16 protein-coding genes are annotated in these 20,514 nt (G+C 34.4%); 2 read left to right on the top strand and 14 right to left on the bottom strand.

Translation table 11 applies throughout. The annotated features are described in order from the left end of the window. The first annotated feature begins 711 nt into the window (after positions 1–711). Positions 712–882 carry a hypothetical protein gene (locus AABL85_RS08920; protein WP_286395536.1) on the top strand — a complete coding sequence of 57 codons (171 nt, stop codon included), beginning with the start codon at positions 712–714 and terminating at the stop codon, positions 880–882. A gap of 224 nt (positions 883–1,106) precedes the next feature. Continuing rightward, a complete protein-coding gene (locus tag AABL85_RS08915) occupies positions 1,107–2,360 on the top strand; it encodes a helix-turn-helix domain-containing protein (protein ID WP_341309850.1) in 1,254 nt (417 codons plus the stop codon). Positions 2,361–2,687: 327 nt separating this feature from the next. Here AABL85_RS08915 and hisIE read toward each other — a convergent pair whose 3' ends face one another. From hisIE to AABL85_RS08845, 14 genes are all read right to left on the bottom strand, one after another. Then, positions 2,688–3,284, bottom strand: coding sequence for a bifunctional phosphoribosyl-AMP cyclohydrolase/phosphoribosyl-ATP diphosphatase HisIE (gene hisIE, locus AABL85_RS08910; protein ID WP_286395532.1), 597 nt, complete (start codon positions 3,282–3,284; stop codon positions 2,688–2,690). Continuing rightward, positions 3,281–4,033 carry an imidazole glycerol phosphate synthase subunit HisF gene (hisF, locus tag AABL85_RS08905; protein WP_341309849.1) on the bottom strand — a complete coding sequence of 251 codons (753 nt, stop codon included), beginning with the start codon at positions 4,031–4,033 and terminating at the stop codon, positions 3,281–3,283. Before hisF ends, hisIE begins: the two co-directional genes overlap by 4 nt. Continuing rightward, positions 4,027–4,740, bottom strand: coding sequence for a 1-(5-phosphoribosyl)-5-[(5-phosphoribosylamino)methylideneamino]imidazole-4-carboxamide isomerase (gene hisA / locus AABL85_RS08900; RefSeq protein WP_286395528.1), 714 nt, complete (start codon positions 4,738–4,740; stop codon positions 4,027–4,029). Before hisA ends, hisF begins: the two co-directional genes overlap by 7 nt. Further along, positions 4,737–5,315: an imidazole glycerol phosphate synthase subunit HisH gene (gene hisH, locus AABL85_RS08895; RefSeq protein ID WP_341309848.1), complete on the bottom strand. Its 579-nt coding sequence runs from the start codon at positions 5,313–5,315 to the stop codon at positions 4,737–4,739. The genes hisA and hisH overlap by 4 nt, the downstream gene beginning before the upstream one ends. Then, positions 5,312–6,403: a bifunctional histidinol-phosphatase/imidazoleglycerol-phosphate dehydratase HisB gene (gene hisB / locus AABL85_RS08890; RefSeq protein ID WP_341309847.1), complete on the bottom strand. Its 1,092-nt coding sequence runs from the start codon at positions 6,401–6,403 to the stop codon at positions 5,312–5,314. Before hisB ends, hisH begins: the two co-directional genes overlap by 4 nt. Continuing rightward, positions 6,375–7,442, bottom strand: a complete 1,068-nt coding sequence (gene hisC, locus AABL85_RS08885; RefSeq protein WP_341309846.1) for a histidinol-phosphate transaminase — start codon at positions 7,440–7,442, stop codon at positions 6,375–6,377. Before hisC ends, hisB begins: the two co-directional genes overlap by 29 nt. After that, entirely contained in the window at positions 7,435–8,724 is a 1,290-nt protein-coding gene (gene hisD / locus AABL85_RS08880) for a histidinol dehydrogenase (protein ID WP_341309845.1), read from the bottom strand. Before hisD ends, hisC begins: the two co-directional genes overlap by 8 nt. An 11-nt stretch (positions 8,725–8,735) precedes the next feature. After that, positions 8,736–9,593, bottom strand: a complete 858-nt coding sequence (hisG, locus tag AABL85_RS08875; RefSeq protein ID WP_258204727.1) for an ATP phosphoribosyltransferase — start codon at positions 9,591–9,593, stop codon at positions 8,736–8,738. A gap of 336 nt (positions 9,594–9,929) precedes the next feature. Continuing rightward, positions 9,930–11,222, bottom strand: a complete 1,293-nt coding sequence (locus tag AABL85_RS08870; protein ID WP_341309862.1) for a DUF6051 family protein — start codon at positions 11,220–11,222, stop codon at positions 9,930–9,932. A gap of 108 nt (positions 11,223–11,330) precedes the next feature. Beyond that, positions 11,331–11,795, bottom strand: a complete 465-nt coding sequence (locus tag AABL85_RS08865; RefSeq protein WP_286395518.1) for a hypothetical protein — start codon at positions 11,793–11,795, stop codon at positions 11,331–11,333. A gap of 102 nt (positions 11,796–11,897) precedes the next feature. Beyond that, positions 11,898–13,289, bottom strand: coding sequence for an aminopeptidase P family protein (locus AABL85_RS08860; RefSeq protein ID WP_341309844.1), 1,392 nt, complete (start codon positions 13,287–13,289; stop codon positions 11,898–11,900). Between the two features lie 86 nt (positions 13,290–13,375). After that, positions 13,376–14,419, bottom strand: a complete 1,044-nt coding sequence (locus AABL85_RS08855; protein ID WP_341309843.1) for a hypothetical protein — start codon at positions 14,417–14,419, stop codon at positions 13,376–13,378. Positions 14,420–15,018: 599 nt separating this feature from the next. After that, entirely contained in the window at positions 15,019–17,691 is a 2,673-nt protein-coding gene (locus tag AABL85_RS08850) for a hypothetical protein (RefSeq protein WP_341309842.1), read from the bottom strand. 106 nt (positions 17,692–17,797) lie between these two features. After that, on the bottom strand, positions 17,798–20,494 hold the full coding sequence (locus tag AABL85_RS08845) for a hypothetical protein (protein ID WP_341309841.1): 2,697 nt from the start codon (positions 20,492–20,494) through the stop codon (positions 17,798–17,800). Positions 20,495–20,514: the final 20 nt, after the last annotated feature.

Raw genomic sequence — 20,514 nt, 5'->3', positions numbered from 1 at the left:
TAGAAGCCCAATACGGTTGTTAATAATCTTAAATAGATACTTTTAAAAAGTTTAAAAAGCAGGTTCCAAAAACAACAAAAAACTAAAAATCAATAATTTAAAAACTTAAATTAGGACTAGTACTCTACTAATTTTAACCATTCTAAAAAACAGTATCTCCCCATCATTTACTACACTACAAAATGTGAAACATCAATTATGTGAATGATATATTTCGATTTTAAAAAATGTAAAATAGTGTCAAAATAGTCTAGGTTATACCATATATGAAAGAATCTTAAACCTAAAAAAAGTAAAAACAGAATTGACAATATCGTATATAATTTTTATAATAATCTAGATAAATACTACAACTAAGCTTGTTATAATAATAGGAAGTAGATGATTAGTTTTATAATTTTTACAGAATAATATGTTTTAAAACCTTAGAGAAACAGATAACTTAAACACTCTCAAAAATTAATATTTTCCTAGCCTAGTCTCTATTTAAGATATTAAGAGCACATCTCTTTTTTAACAATAGCCTTAGTCTTACTGTTAATAAATGTCACTACTCTAATAAATCACTTTCATAATCACATAATGCACTAATTCACAAATGTCTTAAAGTGATAAGTAGGCTCATTATTTAACAAAGAACTATACTTTATTATAGTATATATTACAGCTTTTCGCTCTATATTGCCTATTCAAAACAAAACAACAATAAAAATGGTAAAAGAAAAGCAACTAATTAAAAACAAAGAGGTTACACCAGAACCAACTCTCTTAAATGTATTCAAAATCCAATACATCCTATTATCCTTTAGAAGTTATACTTCTAAAATATTTAACAATTACAGAAAAGAAGATTTAGAGATCAATATGTCTTTTAAATACTAAAAGACACATAGTATATCACATATAATAAGTTTTACTCTAGTATTATTCGCCACTCAATCCTTAACTAATACTACTTGTATACTAATTATATAGACTTTATCACTATCAAAGTCAAATATTGCTATTATAGAGAAATACGAATGCCAACAGTTTTGGGCTAAAACAGAAGCAATCCCCTAGTATTTTATTCTATAGTATTGATTATTTATTGTTAAAAAATTAAAATGGATTCGAAAAAAAAACAACAATATACCCATATAGGATTAGTGCCTATATCGGTAATACTAAGCTATGTCCTTATGGCTTGGTTAGTTATTTTAATTATCAAGATAAAGGGTACAATACTCACCTTTACTTCACATAACTTATACGATACATTCTCAAAAATGCTTCAAAATATAGTAGTAAGTAAACTATCTCTTTATCAAGATAATGTAACTCTTACTCATCTTAATGGCGTTCAGCTACATCAAGATATGAGTGCTTATATAGATCTACCTATCAACTATTTTGTATCAGGTATATTCTATGGCATGGCTTTCTTAGGATTAATAGCTAGTTTTATTATTTACCAAATCTTTAAAGAACGAAAATGGATTAGCTATTTATCTATACAGTTACTCATCACACTTTGTTTTATTACAGGTGATATTCTAAACTTATTTTACATTCATTTACAATCAGTTGAATCCTTTTTAAAAGCAACGATCGTTTCTTCCTCTATCATTTTTATAGGCATGTTACTTTCTACATACTATCCTTTTGGAACAAAGCGATTCTTGTATAAAAATGAATTAAAACTGTACTCGCTTACCTCTATCATAGCCATCGTATTATACTTCTCTAGCTATTTATATGGAGGAAAACATTCCATATTACTAGATATCACAGTACTGGTATTCTTTACTTTTGTTCAATTAAGCAAAAGAAGTTTAAAACATAAAAAACAATATTATCTTTATGTAGCTTTTTTAATATCATTATGTATTCTGTTAGGACTGAGCTTTATCAATCTAGAAATAGATGACCCTATCACTATTCAGAATCACGCTATGCCAAACTTAAAGCTTTATGTATCAGCGATTATCGTGTTGAGTATTATCAATAACTATGTCCTAGTCAGAAAAAACCAAAAACACAATGTACGCAACCGAGTTTTTATGTTTCAATATGTATTAATGCTAAAGAATTACCATAAACTGCTAGTTCATGAAAAGAATACACAAACTCTAAAGCAGCCTGATACTATCACACTTAAAGATCATCAAGGAGACTTATCTTACCACTTAAAGAACAATTATAAACTAACTGAGAGAGAAGTAGATGTGCTCTACCTTATCTGGGATGGACTCACAAATAAAGAAATAGCGCATGAATTAAGTATAACAATTAGTACTACTAAATATCATATTAGTAATATATATCTAAAACTAAATGTAAACTCTCGTTCACAGGTATTTGCATTAAAAGATTGGTAGCATAGTTCTATTACTTTGCTATTACATATATTTCATTTTAAGTCGAAATGAGTCCGTATTAACTCCGTACTGTGTCCGTAGTCAGTCTGTTAGATCATTTAAAATAACGGACTGATCACTTACTGTCTTGGTAATCACTAAGTCTGCATACAAAAGGAAACAGCTAGTTCATACAAATTAAACAAAAACAGACTTGCTATTTATGAGCAAGTCTGTTTTATTTTGATATACAGCTTTTCAAAATTCGTATATTTAGAAAAAATATATTCCTAAACAGAAATATCAAAATTTTGAAACCATACTATACATCGCAGAATATAGGGATAGTTACTTAAGGTGTCTTTCTTTTAATACAGCCTCTATGTCACTTAGTACAAAACCTTTTGCCTTTAAAAGGATTAAATAGTGGTACAATAAATCTGCTGCTTCATTCTTAAACAAATCATCATTGTCATCTTTAGCTTCGATAACTAACTCAACTGCTTCTTCTCCTACTTTTTGAGCTACCTTGTTTATACCTCTTTTGTAAAGTTGATTGGTATATGATGACTCTATATTATCATCTATTCGCTCACTGATGATTTGTTCTAATTGATAGACAAAGCCTTTGTCTGTCATTTCTCCAAAACAAGAAGTAGTTCCTGTATGACATGTCGCTCCTACTGCCTCTACGGATATCAAAAGGCAGTCCTGGTCACAGTCCGTCTTAATATCTTTGACCAATAAATAATTTCCTGAGGTTTCTCCTTTGGTCCAAAGCCTATTCTTAGTACGACTGTAGAACGTTACTTTTCCTTCTGTGATTGTCTGTTGATAGGCTTCCTCATTCATATATCCTTGCATCAATACTTGCATGGTATCTTTATCCTGAATAATCACGGGTACTAACCCATTTCCTTTATTAAAATTGATATTTAATTTCATCTTACACTTATATTATTTGTTTTTAACATCTGCTTTAACTCTGGTATACCTACTTCTCCATAGTGAAAAATACTCGCTGCTAAGGCACCTGTAGCTTGCGTCTGAGTGAATACCTGTGTGAAGTGTTCTATAGCACCTGCACCACCTGAAGCAATCACAGGAATATTCACTTCCTTGGCTACCTCAGCTGTAATATCCAGTGCAAAACCGTCTTTTGTACCGTCATTATTCATAGAAGTTAATAATATTTCGCCTGCCCCTAAGCGCTCTACTTCTCTTGCCCATTCTACAGTCTTAAGATCTGTTTTAATACGCCCGCCTGCACTGTATACCCACCACTCTCCATCTTCGTATTTTGTATCTATAGCTACAACAGCGCACTGACTCCCTAGGGCTTGTGCTATTTCGCTAACCAATTCTGGTCTTTTAATTGCAGCAGAATTAACACTTACCTTATCCGCACCTGACCTAACTAATTCGATCGCCTGTTCTTTAGTGCTAATCCCTCCTCCTACTGTAAATGGTATATTTATCTGACTCGCGATCTCATTTACTAAACCAATTAATGTCTTTCTATTCTCGATTGTAGCAGTGATATCTAAAAAGACTAATTCATCTATGCCTTCCACTACATAGCGTTTTGCCAATGTTATAGGATCACCAGCTCGCTGTATATCAACGAAGTTAATCCCTTTGACCACCTCGCCATTCTGAATATCCATACAGGCTATTATTCTCTTCTTTAGCATAATTCACTCAACTCTTTTAAGGTTATCTTTCCTTCATAAATAGCTTTGCCTATGATTACTCCTTCACAACCTATCTCTTTTAGTTTATACAATTCGGCTACAGTAGTTAACCCTCCACTAGCGATCAACTTAACTTCCGTATTCGCTATAATCTCTTTATACAACTCTATCGCAGGTCCGCTTAGCATTCCGTCTTTTTCTATATCAGTGACTATGGTATAAGACACCCCTCTCTGCTCATACGACTGGATAAACTCTAACACGTCTGTATCGGCAGAGTCTAACCATCCTTGAGTCATAATCTTGCGTTGCTTACAATCTGCTCCCAATATTACTTTCTCACTTCCATAAGCATCTAACCACCTTAAGAATAGTTCTGGCTTAGTCGCTGCTATACTTCCTACAGTCACTTGCTTAGCACCGCTATTAAAAGCAGTAATGATATCTTCATCCTTCTTAATACCTCCACCGAAGTCTATCTGTAGATTGGTTTGAGTAGCTATCTCTTCTAATACCTTAGCATTCATTATTTGGCTCGACTTAGCACCATCTAGATCCACTACGTGTAGATACTCAATTCCTGCATCTTCAAACTGTTTTGCCACTTCCACTGGACTGGTATTATACACTTTAGAGGTGTTATAATCCCCCTTAGATAGTCGAACGCACTGCCCTCCTATTATATCTATCGCTGGTATAATTCTCATAATTCTAAAAAATTCTTTATTAATAGTTCTCCTACTTTACCTGACTTCTCTGGGTGAAACTGCACTGCATAGAAATTATCCTTTTGTAAAGCCGCCGAAAAAGGTTGTATATAGGTATTCACAGCAATAGTACTCTCACTTAATGTTGCGTAATAACTATGCACATAGTAAAAATCATCTGCATCTTGTATTCCTTTAAATAAAGGTCCTTTCAGACTACTAAAGTTATTCCATCCCATATGAGGAACTATGTCTAAGGCAGGAAACAGCTTTACCTCATTATCAAAGATACCTAAACCTTCTACTCCTCCCTCCTCACTCGATTTACACAACAACTGCATTCCTAAACAAATTCCCAAAACAGGTTGTTGCAATCCTATAATTACTTTATCCAATCCCTTATCTATTAAGTATCTCATCGCAGATGAAGCCTCTCCTACTCCTGGAAAAATTACCTTATCTGCAGAGGTGAGTATCGCTAGATCATCTGTCACTACAGTTTTATATCCTAAGCGTTCTATTGCATTCTGTACAGACTGTACATTACCTGCATTGTATTTTAAGATTGCGATCATAGTATACCTTTAGTACTAGGGATATTGTAATTTTCTGTCTTGCTCACTGCCATCTTTATTGCCTTAGCAAAGGCTTTGAATATAGACTCTATCTTGTGGTGTTCATTATCTCCCTCTACCTTAATATTTAGGTTACAACTCGCTGCATCAGAGAACGATTTAAAGAAGTGAAAGAACATCTCTGTAGGCATATCACCTACTTTTTCTCTCTTAAACTCAGCCTCCCATACTAACCAAGCCCTTCCTCCAAAATCAATAGCTACCTGTGCTAAACACTCATCCATCGGAAGTAAGAATCCATATCGCTCTATCCCTTTCTTAGTACCCAATGCTTTTTTAAAGGCTGTACCTAAGGCTATAGCAGTATCCTCTATCGTGTGGTGCTCATCTACTTGCAAATCTCCTTTTACTTCAATCTCCAAACCGATATTACCATGTCTGTTCACTTGTTCTAACATGTGATCAAAAAAGGCTAATCCAGTATTAATCTTACATTCTTTAGCACAGTCTAAGTTTACAGATATATCAATAATCGTTTCATTGGTCTTTCTATATTCTTTCCCTATACGAGGCTGTTGTTTTAAAAACTGATAGATTTCTTCCCAGTCCATTGTAGACAGAGCAGCTCTATCATCCTTTAATTCATTGATATAAATAGCTTGACTCCCTAAGTTCTCTGCCAATTGTATATCTGTAAATCGATCTCCTAATACATACGAATTAGCCAAATCATAATCACCATATACATACTTACCTAACATTCCGAGCCCAGGTTTGCGCGTAGGTTTATTCTCATAGTCAAAAGAATCATCTATATAAATATCTGTAAATGTCACTCCCTCGCCTGCTAGTGTATCCAAAATAAAGTTCTGTACTGGCCAGAAAGTGTTTTCTGGAAATGAAGCAGTTCCTAAACCATCTTGATTACTAACTAATACAAGTATATAGTCTAACTCTCGAGCAATTTTAGACAAACTAGAAATAGCCTTAGGTAAGAATACTAATTTTTCAAAACTATCTATCTGAAAGTCTTCAGGTTCTTTAATAATAGTTCCGTCTCTATCTATAAACAATACTTTCTTTTTCACGTTCTATAGCTTTTAATGCAGTTATTAATTGATTGTTTTCTTCTGGTGTTCCTATCGAAATACGCAAAGTATTTTCTACTACTTTACTTCTATTTCTCACGATAATCTGTCTATCTATTAACTCTTGATACAGTTGATCAGCCTTGTCGAATTTAACTAAGAGATAATTAGCTTCTGAAGGATAGATAAACGATGTAATAGACAATGTACTTAATTCTCTAATCACTCTTTCTTTCTCACTTAAAAGTAGTGCTATTCTCTCTTTAAAGCCCTCGACATCCCTTAACGTTTCAATCGCAAGTTGCTGATTAACAACACTCAAATTATAAGGAGACTTCACTTTATTAAAATAATAAAGCACCTCTTCGTTCATCCATGCCATACCGATGCGTAGACCTGCCATTCCCCACCCTTTAGACAAGGTCTGTAAAATGATTAGATTACTATATTGTGACAATTTATCTAACCAAGAAGGTTCATTACTAAAATCAATATACGCTTCATCGATTATAACAATTCCTTTAAAGCGATTAAGCAATGTGACTATTGTTTCTTCACAGATTAGATTGCCAGTAGGGTTATTAGGCGAACAGATAAACATCAACTTCACAGTATCATCGTTTAGATAAGGCTCTACCATTGCTTGTTCTATCTGAAATACCTCATCTAGAGGAAGTGTAATTAGCTCTACAGCATTGATATTAGCATACACTTCATACATTCCATAGGTTGGTGTAAATACAATAGCTTTATCCTTATTGGGCTCACAGAATATGCGATAGGATAAGTCAATAGCTTCATCACTTCCATTACCTAAAAACAATTGGTCAGCACTACCTCCTTTTACCTTACTAATCACTTGTTTTAACTCAAGTTGATAAGGATCAGGATAGCGGTTCACTTTACCATAAGGATTCTCATTCGCATCTAAGAATACCCCCTTATCTCCTTTATACTCATCTCTTGCACTGGTATAAGGAGATAAGATCTTAATATTAGGGCGTACTAATTCGTTTATATTTATTTTACTATTACTCATTACTTAGTTTTTTAAGGCGAATACTAACAGCGTTTTTGTGAGCGATTAACTCCTCTGCTTCTGCCATTACTTCTATTGTTTTACCTATATTTTTCAGCCCTTGTTTCGTTAACTTTTGAAAAGTAATCTTCTTTACAAAACTATCTACAGATACCCCGCTATAGCTCTTGGCATATCCATTAGTAGGTAAGGTATGATTCGTTCCGCTAGCATAGTCCCCTGCACTCTCACATGAGTAAGCGCCTAAGAACACTGAACCTGCATTGATCACTAAGTCTATATACTTCTCGGCATTCTCTATATTCAAGATTAAGTGTTCAGGTGCATAAGCATTGCTAAAAGCAATACATTCTTCTATAGTCGATAATTCTATCATCAAGCTATTGTTCAATGTCTGTATGGCTAAGTCCTTTCGAGGTAATTCTTCTAGTTGTTTTTCTAAAGCCTCTGTTACTTCACTTATCTTTTGTTTCGTTGTCGTTACCAAGACTACTTGACTATCTGTCCCGTGTTCTGCCTGTGATAACAAATCTGCAGCTATATAATCTGCATCTGCCACCTCATCAGCGATAACTAAAACTTCACTAGGCCCCGCTGGCATATCAATAGCTATACCTTCTGCCTGTACTAGCTCCTTAGCCTTAGTCACATACTGATTACCAGGCCCAAATATCTTATAAACTTGAGGAACAGTCTCTGTACCGTAGGCCATAGCAGCAATAGCCTGAGCTCCTCCTATTTTAAAAATTGTATCTATTCCTAAATATTGAGCAGCATAAAGCACTACTTCATTTACCTTGCCTTGTTTGTTACACGGTGTACACAATATCAACTCTTTACAACCTGCTAACTGAGCTGGAATAGTTAACATTAATAAAGTAGAGAATAAAGGAGCTGTTCCCCCTGGTATATAAAGTCCTACCTTTTCTATTCCCACACTCTTTCTCCAACAGTTAACCCCTTCTGTTGTTTCTACTTTTTCCTCATGTACGATCTGAGATTGGTGAAACTTTTTAATATTAGATGCAGCTACCTTTATAGCTTCTTTTATTTCCTGACTGACTGAAGTAGTGGCTTCTTCAATTTCTTGTTTGCTTACTCTGAAGTTTTTCAGTTGTACTCCATCGAATAATGAGGTGTAATTCTGAACAGCTACATCCCCTCTATCTCTAACTTGTTTTAGTACAGTACTAATACTCTCATTTAAACTTTCTGTAGTAATAATAGGACGTTTGATCAATCCTATCCATTCCTCTTTTGTTGGTTTGTATATTGTAATCATAACTTCTTAGTTTAGTAAATCATTTTTTCTATTGGAGCTACAAGAATTCCCTCTGCTCCTAAGTTTTTTAACTCATCGATAATATCCCAAAACTGATCTTCTTGGATGACAGAGTGTAAACTACTCCATCCTTCATCAGCTAATGGAAGAATAGTAGGACTCTTCATACCTGGTAATATTGAAATGATTTGTTCCAACTTATCGTTAGGCGCATTCAATAAGATATACTTGCGTTCTTTTGCATTTAAAACGGACTTTATTCTAAACAAGAGTTTATCTAACAGCGCCTGTTTCTCAATACTTAAAGCTTTATTACTAATTAGTATTGCCTGACTATCCAGTACCTTATCTACTTCTTTAAGCCCATTAGACATCAGTGTAGATCCACTACTCACGATATCACACACACCGCTAGCCAATCCAATACTAGGGGCAATCTCAACACTACCAGAAATAAACTCTATAGTAGCACTTACTCCTTGCTCTTTCAAATACTTCTCTAAAATGAATGGATATGAAGTAGCTATCTTTTTTCCTTCGAAGTATGTTATCCCAGGATAATCTACTTCTTTTGAAACAGCTAAGCTTAAACGACAACTTCCGAAGCCTAAGTATTCTAAAACATTCACAGAAAGATTAGCTTCAATGAAAACATTCTCTCCCACGATACCGATATCAGCTACTTGCTGTTCGACGTACTTGGTTACATCATCATCTCGCAAGAACAATACTTCAATAGGAAAGTTTTTACTTTCGGCAATTAGTTTACCTCCACCATTGGGAAACTTAATACCACACTCTTTTAATAATTCTAGGGATTTCTCACTAAGACGTCCACTTTTTTGGATTGCAATTTTTAATTTACTCATCATATTTTAGATTATAATGTTTGAGTAAATCAATAGGAAATATAAAATAGCAATATGCTTAAAAACAAAAAATCCCGTCTGATTTACTCAAACGGGATAATTAGATATTTTGGATTCAAATACACCATATCATTACCAGCTCGTAAGAGTACAAGTAGAATGATGACGATGATGTAATTGATTAAGATACATGTCTTTTATTGTTTATTTGATAGGTCAAATGTATGTATTATTTTCATACCCTCGACAAATATTTTTTATTTATTTCTTATACTTTTCAAACATTCGCTTCTAAAACCAATACTCAAACCCAATGACAACAAGGAGTTTACAAGATTATCGCTTTAAGTAAAAATTTGCCATTTTAGCCATTGTTAGATTAAAATGTGTATCTACTTCTTCAGCATTTTTAATTGTTAAAGGAAAAGGAACCATGTGATTATATGGAAATGGATAGTCTAGAATATCTACCCCAATAGGTATATCTCTATAAGGTCCTTTAAGCATATTTAAAGCTTCTACCGCAGGAGCTACCTCATCATTCTTTAGATTGACTGAGTAAATCTGATTCTCTAATTCTTTTAAGCGAACTTCCCTTTCTTCTTGATGATGATTATAACGAAGCATTGTTTTAAACCAACTTTCTCCTGGGTGTAACTCTTTATTTTGATAATGATTTAAACGAGGTTCTGCTATAAACTTTGTAGTTAATAATTGAGCAAACACTTTTTGCATCATAATAGTTGCCTTACCATCCATGATATACTTAGATACAGGAAACATTCTATCAATAGTCATTCCTCCACAGAAACACACTAACTTAGTATTATTCAATATTCCATTAGGATTAGCCATCAAAATGATAATAGATAAAAACGATCCTATAGAATAACCAAACAAATCAATAGAAGCTGTTTTAGAAAGACTAGGGAACTTACCTTCTCTTAGTTGAGACTCCCATTGTATAAAATCATAGTATGTCTGTAAACCAGACCAAAACATACGTTGTGGATTAGCCTCCATACGCGTACTTAAAGCTGCATTGACATAACTCGTATCTGAATTCTCCTGCCAATGCATTGCCCTTTTCTGAGCTACTTCAAACATCAATTTTCGATCTGACCATTCAAGAGGTGCTCGATCCATGTGAAAGCTTATAGGAAACAATACTACAGCCTTTTTAGTGCGTTTTGCTAACTCATAAGCCCAAGGCAAATACTTATCCCATTTCTTCTCATTTAAACCATGAAACATCACTATCGCTTCTCCTGATACCTCTTGCTCTAATGTCTTTAAAACAATAATCTTAAATTTCTTATTCTCCTCTACACTATAATCAGAAATATCTAATAAGTGATCTGTGTCTGTAATCAACTTACAAAAAGTATCTTCAAAACTCTCATGATGTTCATCACAATACAATTTATCTGAACCACATAGTACATTAGCTGCTTGTGTAGATTCAAAAACGTATTTAAAGAATTCAATATCTAACTCTTCACTTTTTATATAGTCATCTTCTGTATTAAAAAGCTTTTTGAGTTGATCGTGTAATTGGTAGTAATGCATGGCGTTAGGATTAGGTTGGTTTAAAATACTATGTATGCATAGTACTAACGCAATAACCACTGACATTATTACTCAAATCAGGCATTATTAATATATAATTATTTTGAACAATTAATTATCTTTATCATATTACTAAGCTTTATTTCAATTAATTATAAAAAAACTAATCTACTTTTTATAAGACAGCCCTGATATACTACTTGCACTTCTCGGATCATATACTGACCACAGCCTTCCCCAATCAAAAGCAACACTCCACTGAGGATAAGGAGAGTTCTTCTTCTTTCCTTTCTGACCAGATAACTTACGCATAAAAGCATTATTGCGTTCAAAGACTGCTATCTCTTTCTTCTCCGTCCAATCATCCCAAGTCTTCGCATCTAGATCATCTATCGTGTATATATACATACTCTCTAACGTATCTTCAAAGAAGCAAATACTAATCCGTACTTGATACCCTTCCCAATTTAAAGGATTAAAACCATACCAATAGTATCCTGTATTGACATCTCTAAAACTATCGTATTTAGCCTTATAATAGTCTGTTTGTTTTAATTCTTCTAATTGCATCCCCTTATAGATGACAGAATTAAATTCTTCTAACACTATATTTCCATTTGTTATATCTAACATATGCAATTTATTTATAGTACTAATTTATAATATAAGTTAAACTAAAAGCCGATAAGTAACAATTAACTTATCGGCTTAAATATTAAATATAAAAATAGCTTCTTAATACTTAGACTTATAATCTTCTATCTCTGCAACAGTTCTAATCAACTCTGGTCCTAAATATTGATAACCATCCTCTTTAATTAGGAAGTTATCCTCTATACGAATACCACCGAAGTGTGCAAACTGTTTTACTTTATCGTAATTGATAAACTCTGCATATTTCTTCTCTGCCTCCCACATCTCGATTAACTCTGGAATAAAGTAAATACCAGGTTCTACCGTTAGTACATGTCCTGCTTTTAATTCTTTTCCTAAACGCAATGACTTAATACCAAACTGTTTTGTATCCTTAGGTTCTTCAGCAGTGTATCCTACATATTGTTCACCTAAATCTTCCATATCGTGTACATCTAATCCCATCATATGTCCTAATCCACATTGGAAGAACATCGTATGCGCATGATTAGCTACAGCATCTTGTGCATTTCCTTTCATAAAGCCTAAGTCGATTAACCCCTCCGCTAATATTTCACAGGCTTTTAAGTGTACATTTTTATATTTTACTCCAGCTTTAAGTTCTGCCTTAGCTCCCTCAAAAGAGTTCAAGACTACATTATATAAATCGCGTTGCTCTGGTGTAAAAGTCTTATCTACAGGATATGTACGCGTCAAATCAGAAGCATACCCCATTGGTGTCTCACAACCAGAGTCATTTAACAATAACTTACCTGATTGTAATGTATTCATCTTATAATGATTGTGTAGGATGCCTCCGTTAATCGTTACAATAGAGTTATACGCTAACTCACAGTTGTGACTACCTGCTACATTCTGTATCGCACTCACGATCTCATACTCCTTCACACCTGGCTTAGCCATACGCATCGCTAATAAGTGCATCTCATTAGATACTTTTAAAGCATCTTCTATCTGTATAATCTCTTGTTTCTCTTTGATTTCACGTTGTGCTACAATAGCCTGAATCATCGGCACAGAAGGTTTAAAGTCAGCTATAGAAATATGTAGTAATTCACTTAATAAAATCTTGTTGAACGACTGATAAGGTGGTAGATAATGTATAGTCCTTTTTATACTCATCGCAGTAGCTAAATAAATAGCTAAATCAGCATAAGGTCTTGTCTCTACTACACCAGCTTTCTCACATTTCTCTTTTAAAGTTTCTTGTCTTCCCATCCAGACAATAGCATCCATAGACATCTCATCTCCGAAAACAATACTCTTATTTTCATCTAAGTCTATGATAGCAGCTAGATGTGGTTGTTGAATACCAAAATAGTATAAGAACGTACTATCTTGTCTAAAATGGGAAGCATTATCCGCAAAATTAATAGGATTCTCTATGTTTCCTAAAAACAATAAAATACCTTTTGCTTGTATAGTTTTCTGAAGTGTTTCTCTTCTTCTTTTATAAGTTTCTGCGTTGAACATAATATTGTTGTTTTATTCTCACAAGATAAAAACTTTGTATGATATAATATCACAAAATGCAATAGTTTTTATCTTTGTTTATATAGTTAATAATTCCTGTAAATATCAATAGTAAAAAAGTCTTCTACCTTATCATAAACATCTTGATCTATTGCTACTTCCTTTAAAAATAATACATAAGTAAAATCCATCTGTTGGCGTTTTACAGGTGTAGAAAGTAAATGAACAATGAGTTCGTCAGCTATATATTTCTGTTGTTCTTTTGTAGCCGATTTGTAAACGTATTTTACTAAGAGGTCGTTATACGTTTTGCCCACTACCTTCTTATTTACAAAGTGTTCAAAAGTTCTAAATACAATATTCCTTATAACCTCTTCCCATACTTTTGTATCTTGTATATTATTAATTGTCAATGCCATCCATTCAATATACTCTACATAGAATCCTTCTATGCGCTTGCTATAAGTCCTAATTCGTCTATCAAAGTCAGTCATCGTCTCGATCACCATAGCATAAATATCTTGTGCAATAGGTTTATTAATATTAACCATCACATAGTGATTCACTGGTTCTAAGGCAATAGCCATTAAATCCATTAACTTCTTGACATTCGCTCCTTCTAATGTTTTTCTACGCCCTGCAACAGACTTTATTGTCTGCTCCATAATTTCTTTTACTTGATCTGTCGTGTACTGTTTTTCCTCTGCCGAGAAAGTAAGTAAAAACAACTGCTCTAAAGACTTGTTTTTTTTAAATATACCTGCTAACCAACCTGTAATAGCTTCTTTATCCAAGCCTAACATGATCTCTTCACTCTCTGTCAACTTCCTTTTTTTAGTTTTAGAAGTAGATGAAACTGATTTTGTCTTAGAAGAGCTTTTTCCTTCTTCCATAGCGAATAATACAGCTGCTTTATGTAAACACATTGTTTCTCCATTTGGGCAATCACAATTAAATGCTGTAATCTTAGTAGCCTGAATGGTTAATTGTACATCGTAACTGTGTTCTCCATCATCGACAAAAGCCACATAATGCCCTTTGCTTTCCTGCTCTAACTCGCGCACAGGTAATTGCATTGCTTTATTCTTGTCTTTTGTATTAATTGATTTGATTTCGTCAGCTACTTTCATATTGTCTTTTTTGTTATTTACAAAGTAACATAAAAACATCGTATCTATTACTTACCCCCCCAATATTAGCAAGATACTCTAATTTTTTATTTCAGCCTTGACCAATATAATTCCACTTGATCTAATCACACTAACGGGAGGCTCTTTACTTCTTTGTCACCTACTTTACCTTTTTTGTTATTTATTCAAGGATAAAAAGGTGGGGTAACACGAGTAAATTAAAGAGTGAGAATATAATTAATATAATAGATAAAGAGGTTATCTCATAGTGAGATAACCTCTTTTCTTTTAGTAAATGAAAACTCACTGCCTTAATCTACAGTTCCTCATAGCACAGCACAAATAAGCTATTAACTACATAAACAACATACAGAAAACCACAATAAGACCAAGCTCATTCAACACAAATGAGAATACCCAAATTCACACGTCTAAAGATGCAACCTTGAGATTATTTCTTGCCTAACATTTTACTCAAAGGAAGTATTTCAATCACAACAAATGAGAAAGGCAATAGTACACAAACAAAAAGGGCTGCTCCTTATCACGAGGAGACAGCCCTTTTAGTCCTATTATTGAACTAAATTCAATTGTTCAAATTACTTCATTAAATCTGTGATTATAGTAGTAAATAGGTTTCCTAAGAAATAGGAATTTTGGTAATGAGTATCATATCTTGCATTATACTCCCTAAACTTAGCAGTTACCATTTCACCATTTATATAACTGTAATGATCAAGTAATCCTCTATACTGAACATCATTCGTCATCGGCAAAATAACTATCTTCTTCGTCTTGTGAATCATTGTCATTGCTTCTACTGGTGAAAGATCAGCTTTCAAAGTAGTCAAAGGCTCAAACTGTGAACCTGTAAGGTCATAAGTTAATGGCTCTACACTCGACTGCCATATACTATAATTATTCACATAGGCATACTTCGTCATCATCGTAAAATGAGAGTTCGTTGGCACTGCATATCCTACTGGTGTGGTCTCTCGCTTAACATTAGGGATTACAGCCATAGGTGTATCTACTCCACCATTGAACTTCATTAACATGGTACCAAACCCTCTCGATTCTGGTGAAAGATCTGATCTATTAAACCCTTCAAATAATTTTTTATATCTTGCAATATCCGTTTCTTGTGAAACAACAAACCATCCTTTACCGCTGTTGATATAATTCTCTATTGCTGTGTGAACTGCAGCATCAAGAGCAACAGCTGCAATAGGTCCTCCATCAATAATTACTAAATTGTAAATTCCCTTGTTCAATTCAGTCACAATTTCAGCTCTACGCTGAACACCTATCTCACTATTATAGCCTGAACTATAATCAGTCCTTACAGCAATCGTTTTCACTACTTTAGGACCAACCTCTACATGTTCTCCAGTCTCACTATAATACCTATCATTCTTTAAGTACTCTCCTAACATTTGTACGTAATCATCAGTATAACGGTCATTTCTAATATATAAAATATTTAATGGAGCATTTCCGACACGTACAGGGAAGGTAGCGTTACACAAAGTTTCGCTATTACCATCATTATTTATAAAAGAAACATCAGTTACACCTCTATCGTGAGGGGCAATAGTTTTTTGTTCTGCATACAGCACAATATCATTAGCACCTAACGTTTTAAACTCCTGTTTTACACCGTCACGGGTACTACTAAATGTAATTCCTTGAACAGGAACTGTCGTTTTTAATTCATACTCACCTAACTCGGTTACATTTGCTTTGACTATAATAGTATAAGTGTCTTGAATCTCCTTATCGAGTAGAATCGTTGATCGGCTTGAACTAATTGTTGCACAATCAATTGTGTACGCAACCGGCTTAACCTCTAAGTTAAACGTGATTACATTATCACCTTCCACTTCAAAGCGCCCTTCCTCAGCACTAATCGTAAAATCAGATGTTGGCGACGAAGGCATTTGTATACCATTCACATTAGCTTTAAATACCACAGGTACCGTTTGATCTGGATTCACTTTATTTCGAACAAAAGTCTGTGACTCAGAGACAAACTCCACTCCTTCAGCATTGGTCAGTTTTAGTTTAGTGATACCAGGTGAAACCACCTTAACAGGAACTGTAATCGTATTTCTGGCATTAATAGCAGTACCACGATATAATGGTTCACTGCCAAAGTTTACTTGCGTAGCATCATAGGCAACTGTCGTAGGCTCCACCTTAACAGAGGCTTTCGCTTCGTTGATGGTAACATCAATATCTTTTAAAGGAACACCATCTACTTCAAAAGTTAACTCATAACTCTCTAAGTCGTTCTTTAAAGGTTTGACATGACCTGCTACAGGTAATAGAGTAACGGGTTGTTTTGGCCCGTCTAAAGTAAACTCTTTTTCAGCAAAGAAATGCAGCCCAAGCGCATCATTCTTAGCCGTAATTTTAGCTGTACCAATAACATCCACATTAACTAATAAATCAATCTTATTACCAGCAGCCTCACTCATATCCTCGTTGAAGTAATACTTTCCAAGTGCAGGATAAGTCGCTTTATTAATCTGGAATTTTAAAAATGCTGGGATAATGGTTACATCATATCCCACATTACACTTCTTAGAAGGCAATCCATTAAAGGTGAACTTCAATTTATCTTTTTCACCACTTGATTGTGGATGCCCTTTCTTAGGCATACCACGTCCTTTTAAATAGATGGTGTAATTACCAATAGCTTGGAACTGCCCCTCAGCAGAGAAGAAATAACCGTTGCCAGAATCTGCACTAATACTGTACGTACCAATCTGTGAAACGTAAACCTCTATTTGAAGAAAGTGCTTCGTAGGATCTAAAGCAAAACCTTGCTGCCAACTTGGAGCAGGTATCCCCTCAATCGTAAATCCACCACTTGGCTTTATATTCTCACACCCCGTGATAAAGTCAAACTTGGCAGGAGGTAAACTTCCGCATAAACTTCTCCATTTTCCCGTACTCGCATGCCAATACTCAATACAATCATTAGACGTATTAAATATCACCATCCCCGTAGTTTCTTTTCCAAGTGTCTCATCCGCCATTAGCCGAGCAGCTAACTGATCTCGTTGAGTCGTATTCATTCTTGGCATATGGAATCCACGTGTGGAACTGTCCAAATCCAATATAGCTGTACTTGTTAATTCTTTATTCGTTGTCTTATCTGTAATACGAGTCCCTACACTCTTTTCATTTTGCGCCCAAACAGTAGAACAAATAAGCAATAAAAGAACAACAGCAAGCTGCTTTATACTATTTTTTATCTTATTCATAAAATATAAGTTTGATAAGTCTTAGCCATTCCTATAAGTACAGAAATAACCAAGAATAAAAACTCCTAATCTAAAACCAATTAGGAGTTTTTATTTTATCTATTAATTATTCATTCATTAATTTAGAGAAGATAGAGATAAGTAAATTCCCCATATACGCATCATACGTTTTTTTATAGTTATTGTGATCCGGACCATTTCTCGTAATAATATCATAATCAGGACTATTCCTTACTTTAAGATAATCAAACATAAAACGGTCTTGCGTACTCTCAAGTACAGGAGCAAAAATAAAATCGTAATCCTTGTGTATAACAATACTTCCTTCAGGAGAGTTTTGCGTAGCTGTTGTCAAAGCAATAAAGTTTCCTCCTGTAAGATCTAAAGATGACATCCCAAAATACCACATAATTCCATAGCCTGGCATATAGCTATAATGCGTAATCATCTTCAATCGATCATTTGGAGCTAAGAAACCAAGTACATCTTTCTCATTATTTGCAATTCTTAAATACTTAGTATCAAAATCTATATTATTATTTAACTTCACCACTAAATCGAGAAGAGCATACTTCTCAGGATAGGTTTTTCCATCATTCCCCCAAGCACTCATTGTTTTCATTCTAGCCCTATACCCTCCATCATATCTGGACAGAGATGAAGCCGCTAATACAATTCCCTTCTTGTCTTTCAGGTATTGCTCAAGTGCATCTGCAACCTGCTTATCCATACTATAATTAAAGGTGCTAATTCCGTCTATGAAAATAAAGTTGTAATCACCAGTGCTAATTTTATTGGCAAGATCTGTTCTCATGGCTTTTCCATTAGCATGTCCATAACTATTAGGTTGCAATACTTTTCTCTCTATACGATCGGCATAGTGCAAAATAACTTTATCTACTTTTAACTGACCTGTTTCAAGTATTCTACCAGTCTCTCCAAATTTATTTCCACGCAATACATAACGGTCAAATACATAAAAATCAGCTTCGTAATCAGAACCTATATATAAAATATTCAAATCAGGATTTCCGACTTTTACTTTGAACTTAGCCTCACACATCGTTTTTGCATTACCGTCAGTATTGATAATACGAACGTCGTAAGTTCCTTTATTAGCTGGTACAACATTTTTGTTTACAGGATAAAGAATCACTTGTTGTGGTCCTGTTCCAGGAAATACTTGTTTTACTCCATTGACAGTACTACTAAAGAATAATCCATCAGCAGCGTTCTCTGTCACAATTTCATATTCTCCAGCAACATCAACATCCACAGGAACGATGATGTGATAAGTATCACCAATCTCTTTATTATAAGGTACAGTTGAACGGTTTGATTTAATCTTAGCACAATCTACAGTATAAGATACTGGTTTTTGAGCAAGATTAAATTTAATAATCTTATCACCTGTAATTGTAAATCGAGAAGCCACACCAGACATTGTAAAATCAGAAGTATCCTCTGCCGGCATTTTCTTATCATTTAACACAGGAGTGAACACGACATTCTGCGTTTCATTTGGATTGTCCAATTTATTAAACACCACATCCTTAGCTTCAAACTCAACTCCCTCAGCATTTTTAAGCGATAAAGATGCTTTACCAGAAGCGATTACTTTAACAGGAACCGTTATCACGTGATTCTTATTCATAGGAGAATCCTTGTAAATAGGCTCTCGACCAAAGTCAACTTTAGTTGGGTCAAAAGAAATTTCTGTTCCTTCTATTTTGATAATTGCTTTTGCACCGTTAATTGTAGTTGTCTTATCAGCTTCCTTCACAGAAATATCAAGCTCAAGAGGATAACTTGCATCATCATTGTTATTTGGAAGAAGTTTACCACTCATCGGCGTCAATACAACGTCCTGAATACCAGCTTGCTTAAACTCCACTACTTTTACAAATCCAATCCCCAATGTTTCATTTACAGCACTAATAGTTGGAGTACCAGGTATCTTAACATCTACTTGTAATGTCAATGTATTTCCTTCATCTTCACTTGCCTCTTTACCTACGTAATATTTACCTGCTGCTTCGTAAGTAGTTCTTACAATTTCTAAGCGCAAATCAGCAGGAACCACTTTAATTTCAACTCCATCAGGACATTTCTTTGAAGGGACTCCATTAAAAGTAAACTTTACTTGGTCTCCTTTCTTACCTGTACCCCCTTGATCATATCCTTGTTTAGGAGCTCCCATACCCTTTAATACTACAGTGTAATTTCCTTCTGCCTGAAATTGTCCATCAGCAGTAAAGAAATACCCGTTACCAGAATCAGCACTGATTTGATACGTACCAATCTGAGAAACATATACGCGAATAGTAATAAAGTTTTGATCTCCATTTAAAGATATCCCTTGTTGCCAAGCAGGTCCTTGTACACCCGGAATCTGAATAGATCCATCTACGTCTATATTGCTACAGCCATCCAAGAAATCCAGTTTTGCAGGTGGTAAGCTACCACATAAGCTTCGCCATTTTGAAGTCTCAGCATTCCAATACTCAATACAGTCCGTCGTCGTATTGTAAATAGACAAACCTGTATTCTCTTTTCCATTTGCCATTTCTTCTAATAACTTCTCTCCTAACTGATCGCGTTGAGCAGTATTCATCCTTGGCATATAGAATCCACGAGTAGAGCTATCTAAGTCTAAAATAGCTGCCTGGTTTAATTCCTTTTCTGTAGTGACATCTGTAATACGTGTACCTGCAGTCTTATTTACCTGAGCAAAAGCTCCAATACTCAAAAACAGCATTAGCACTACAGCAAAGTGTTTCACTATATTTTTTATATAATTCATAATCATATCTGTTTTTTATT

Source organism: Myroides odoratimimus, from assembly GCF_038039805.1.
Taxonomy (GTDB): Bacteria; Bacteroidota; Bacteroidia; order Flavobacteriales; family Flavobacteriaceae; genus Flavobacterium; species Flavobacterium odoratimimum_B.
This window is presented reverse-complemented; position numbering and strand designations above follow the sequence as displayed.

Bases quoted from the DNA above. Each gene is read 5' to 3' on its own strand.
- AABL85_RS08920 (WP_286395536.1), top strand. From the start codon at position 712: ATGGTAAAAGAAAAGCAACTAATTAAAAACAAAGAGGTTACACCAGAA.
- AABL85_RS08915 (WP_341309850.1), top strand. From the start codon at position 1,107: ATGGATTCGAAAAAAAAACAACAATATACCCATATAGGATTAGTGCCT.
- hisIE (WP_286395532.1), bottom strand. From the start codon at position 3,284: ATGAAATTAAATATCAATTTTAATAAAGGAAATGGGTTAGTACCCGTG.
- hisF (WP_341309849.1), bottom strand. From the start codon at position 4,033: ATGCTAAAGAAGAGAATAATAGCCTGTATGGATATTCAGAATGGCGAG.
- hisA (WP_286395528.1), bottom strand. From the start codon at position 4,740: ATGAGAATTATACCAGCGATAGATATAATAGGAGGGCAGTGCGTTCGA.
- hisH (WP_341309848.1), bottom strand. From the start codon at position 5,315: ATGATCGCAATCTTAAAATACAATGCAGGTAATGTACAGTCTGTACAG.
- hisC (WP_341309846.1), bottom strand. From the start codon at position 7,442: ATGAGTAATAGTAAAATAAATATAAACGAATTAGTACGCCCTAATATT.
- hisD (WP_341309845.1), bottom strand. From the start codon at position 8,724: ATGATTACAATATACAAACCAACAAAAGAGGAATGGATAGGATTGATC.
- hisG (WP_258204727.1), bottom strand. From the start codon at position 9,593: ATGAGTAAATTAAAAATTGCAATCCAAAAAAGTGGACGTCTTAGTGAG.
- AABL85_RS08865 (WP_286395518.1), bottom strand. From the start codon at position 11,795: ATGTTAGATATAACAAATGGAAATATAGTGTTAGAAGAATTTAATTCT.
- AABL85_RS08860 (WP_341309844.1), bottom strand. From the start codon at position 13,289: ATGTTCAACGCAGAAACTTATAAAAGAAGAAGAGAAACACTTCAGAAA.
- AABL85_RS08855 (WP_341309843.1), bottom strand. From the start codon at position 14,419: ATGAAAGTAGCTGACGAAATCAAATCAATTAATACAAAAGACAAGAAT.
- AABL85_RS08850 (WP_341309842.1), bottom strand. From the start codon at position 17,691: ATGAATAAGATAAAAAATAGTATAAAGCAGCTTGCTGTTGTTCTTTTA.
- AABL85_RS08845 (WP_341309841.1), bottom strand. From the start codon at position 20,494: ATGAATTATATAAAAAATATAGTGAAACACTTTGCTGTAGTGCTAATG.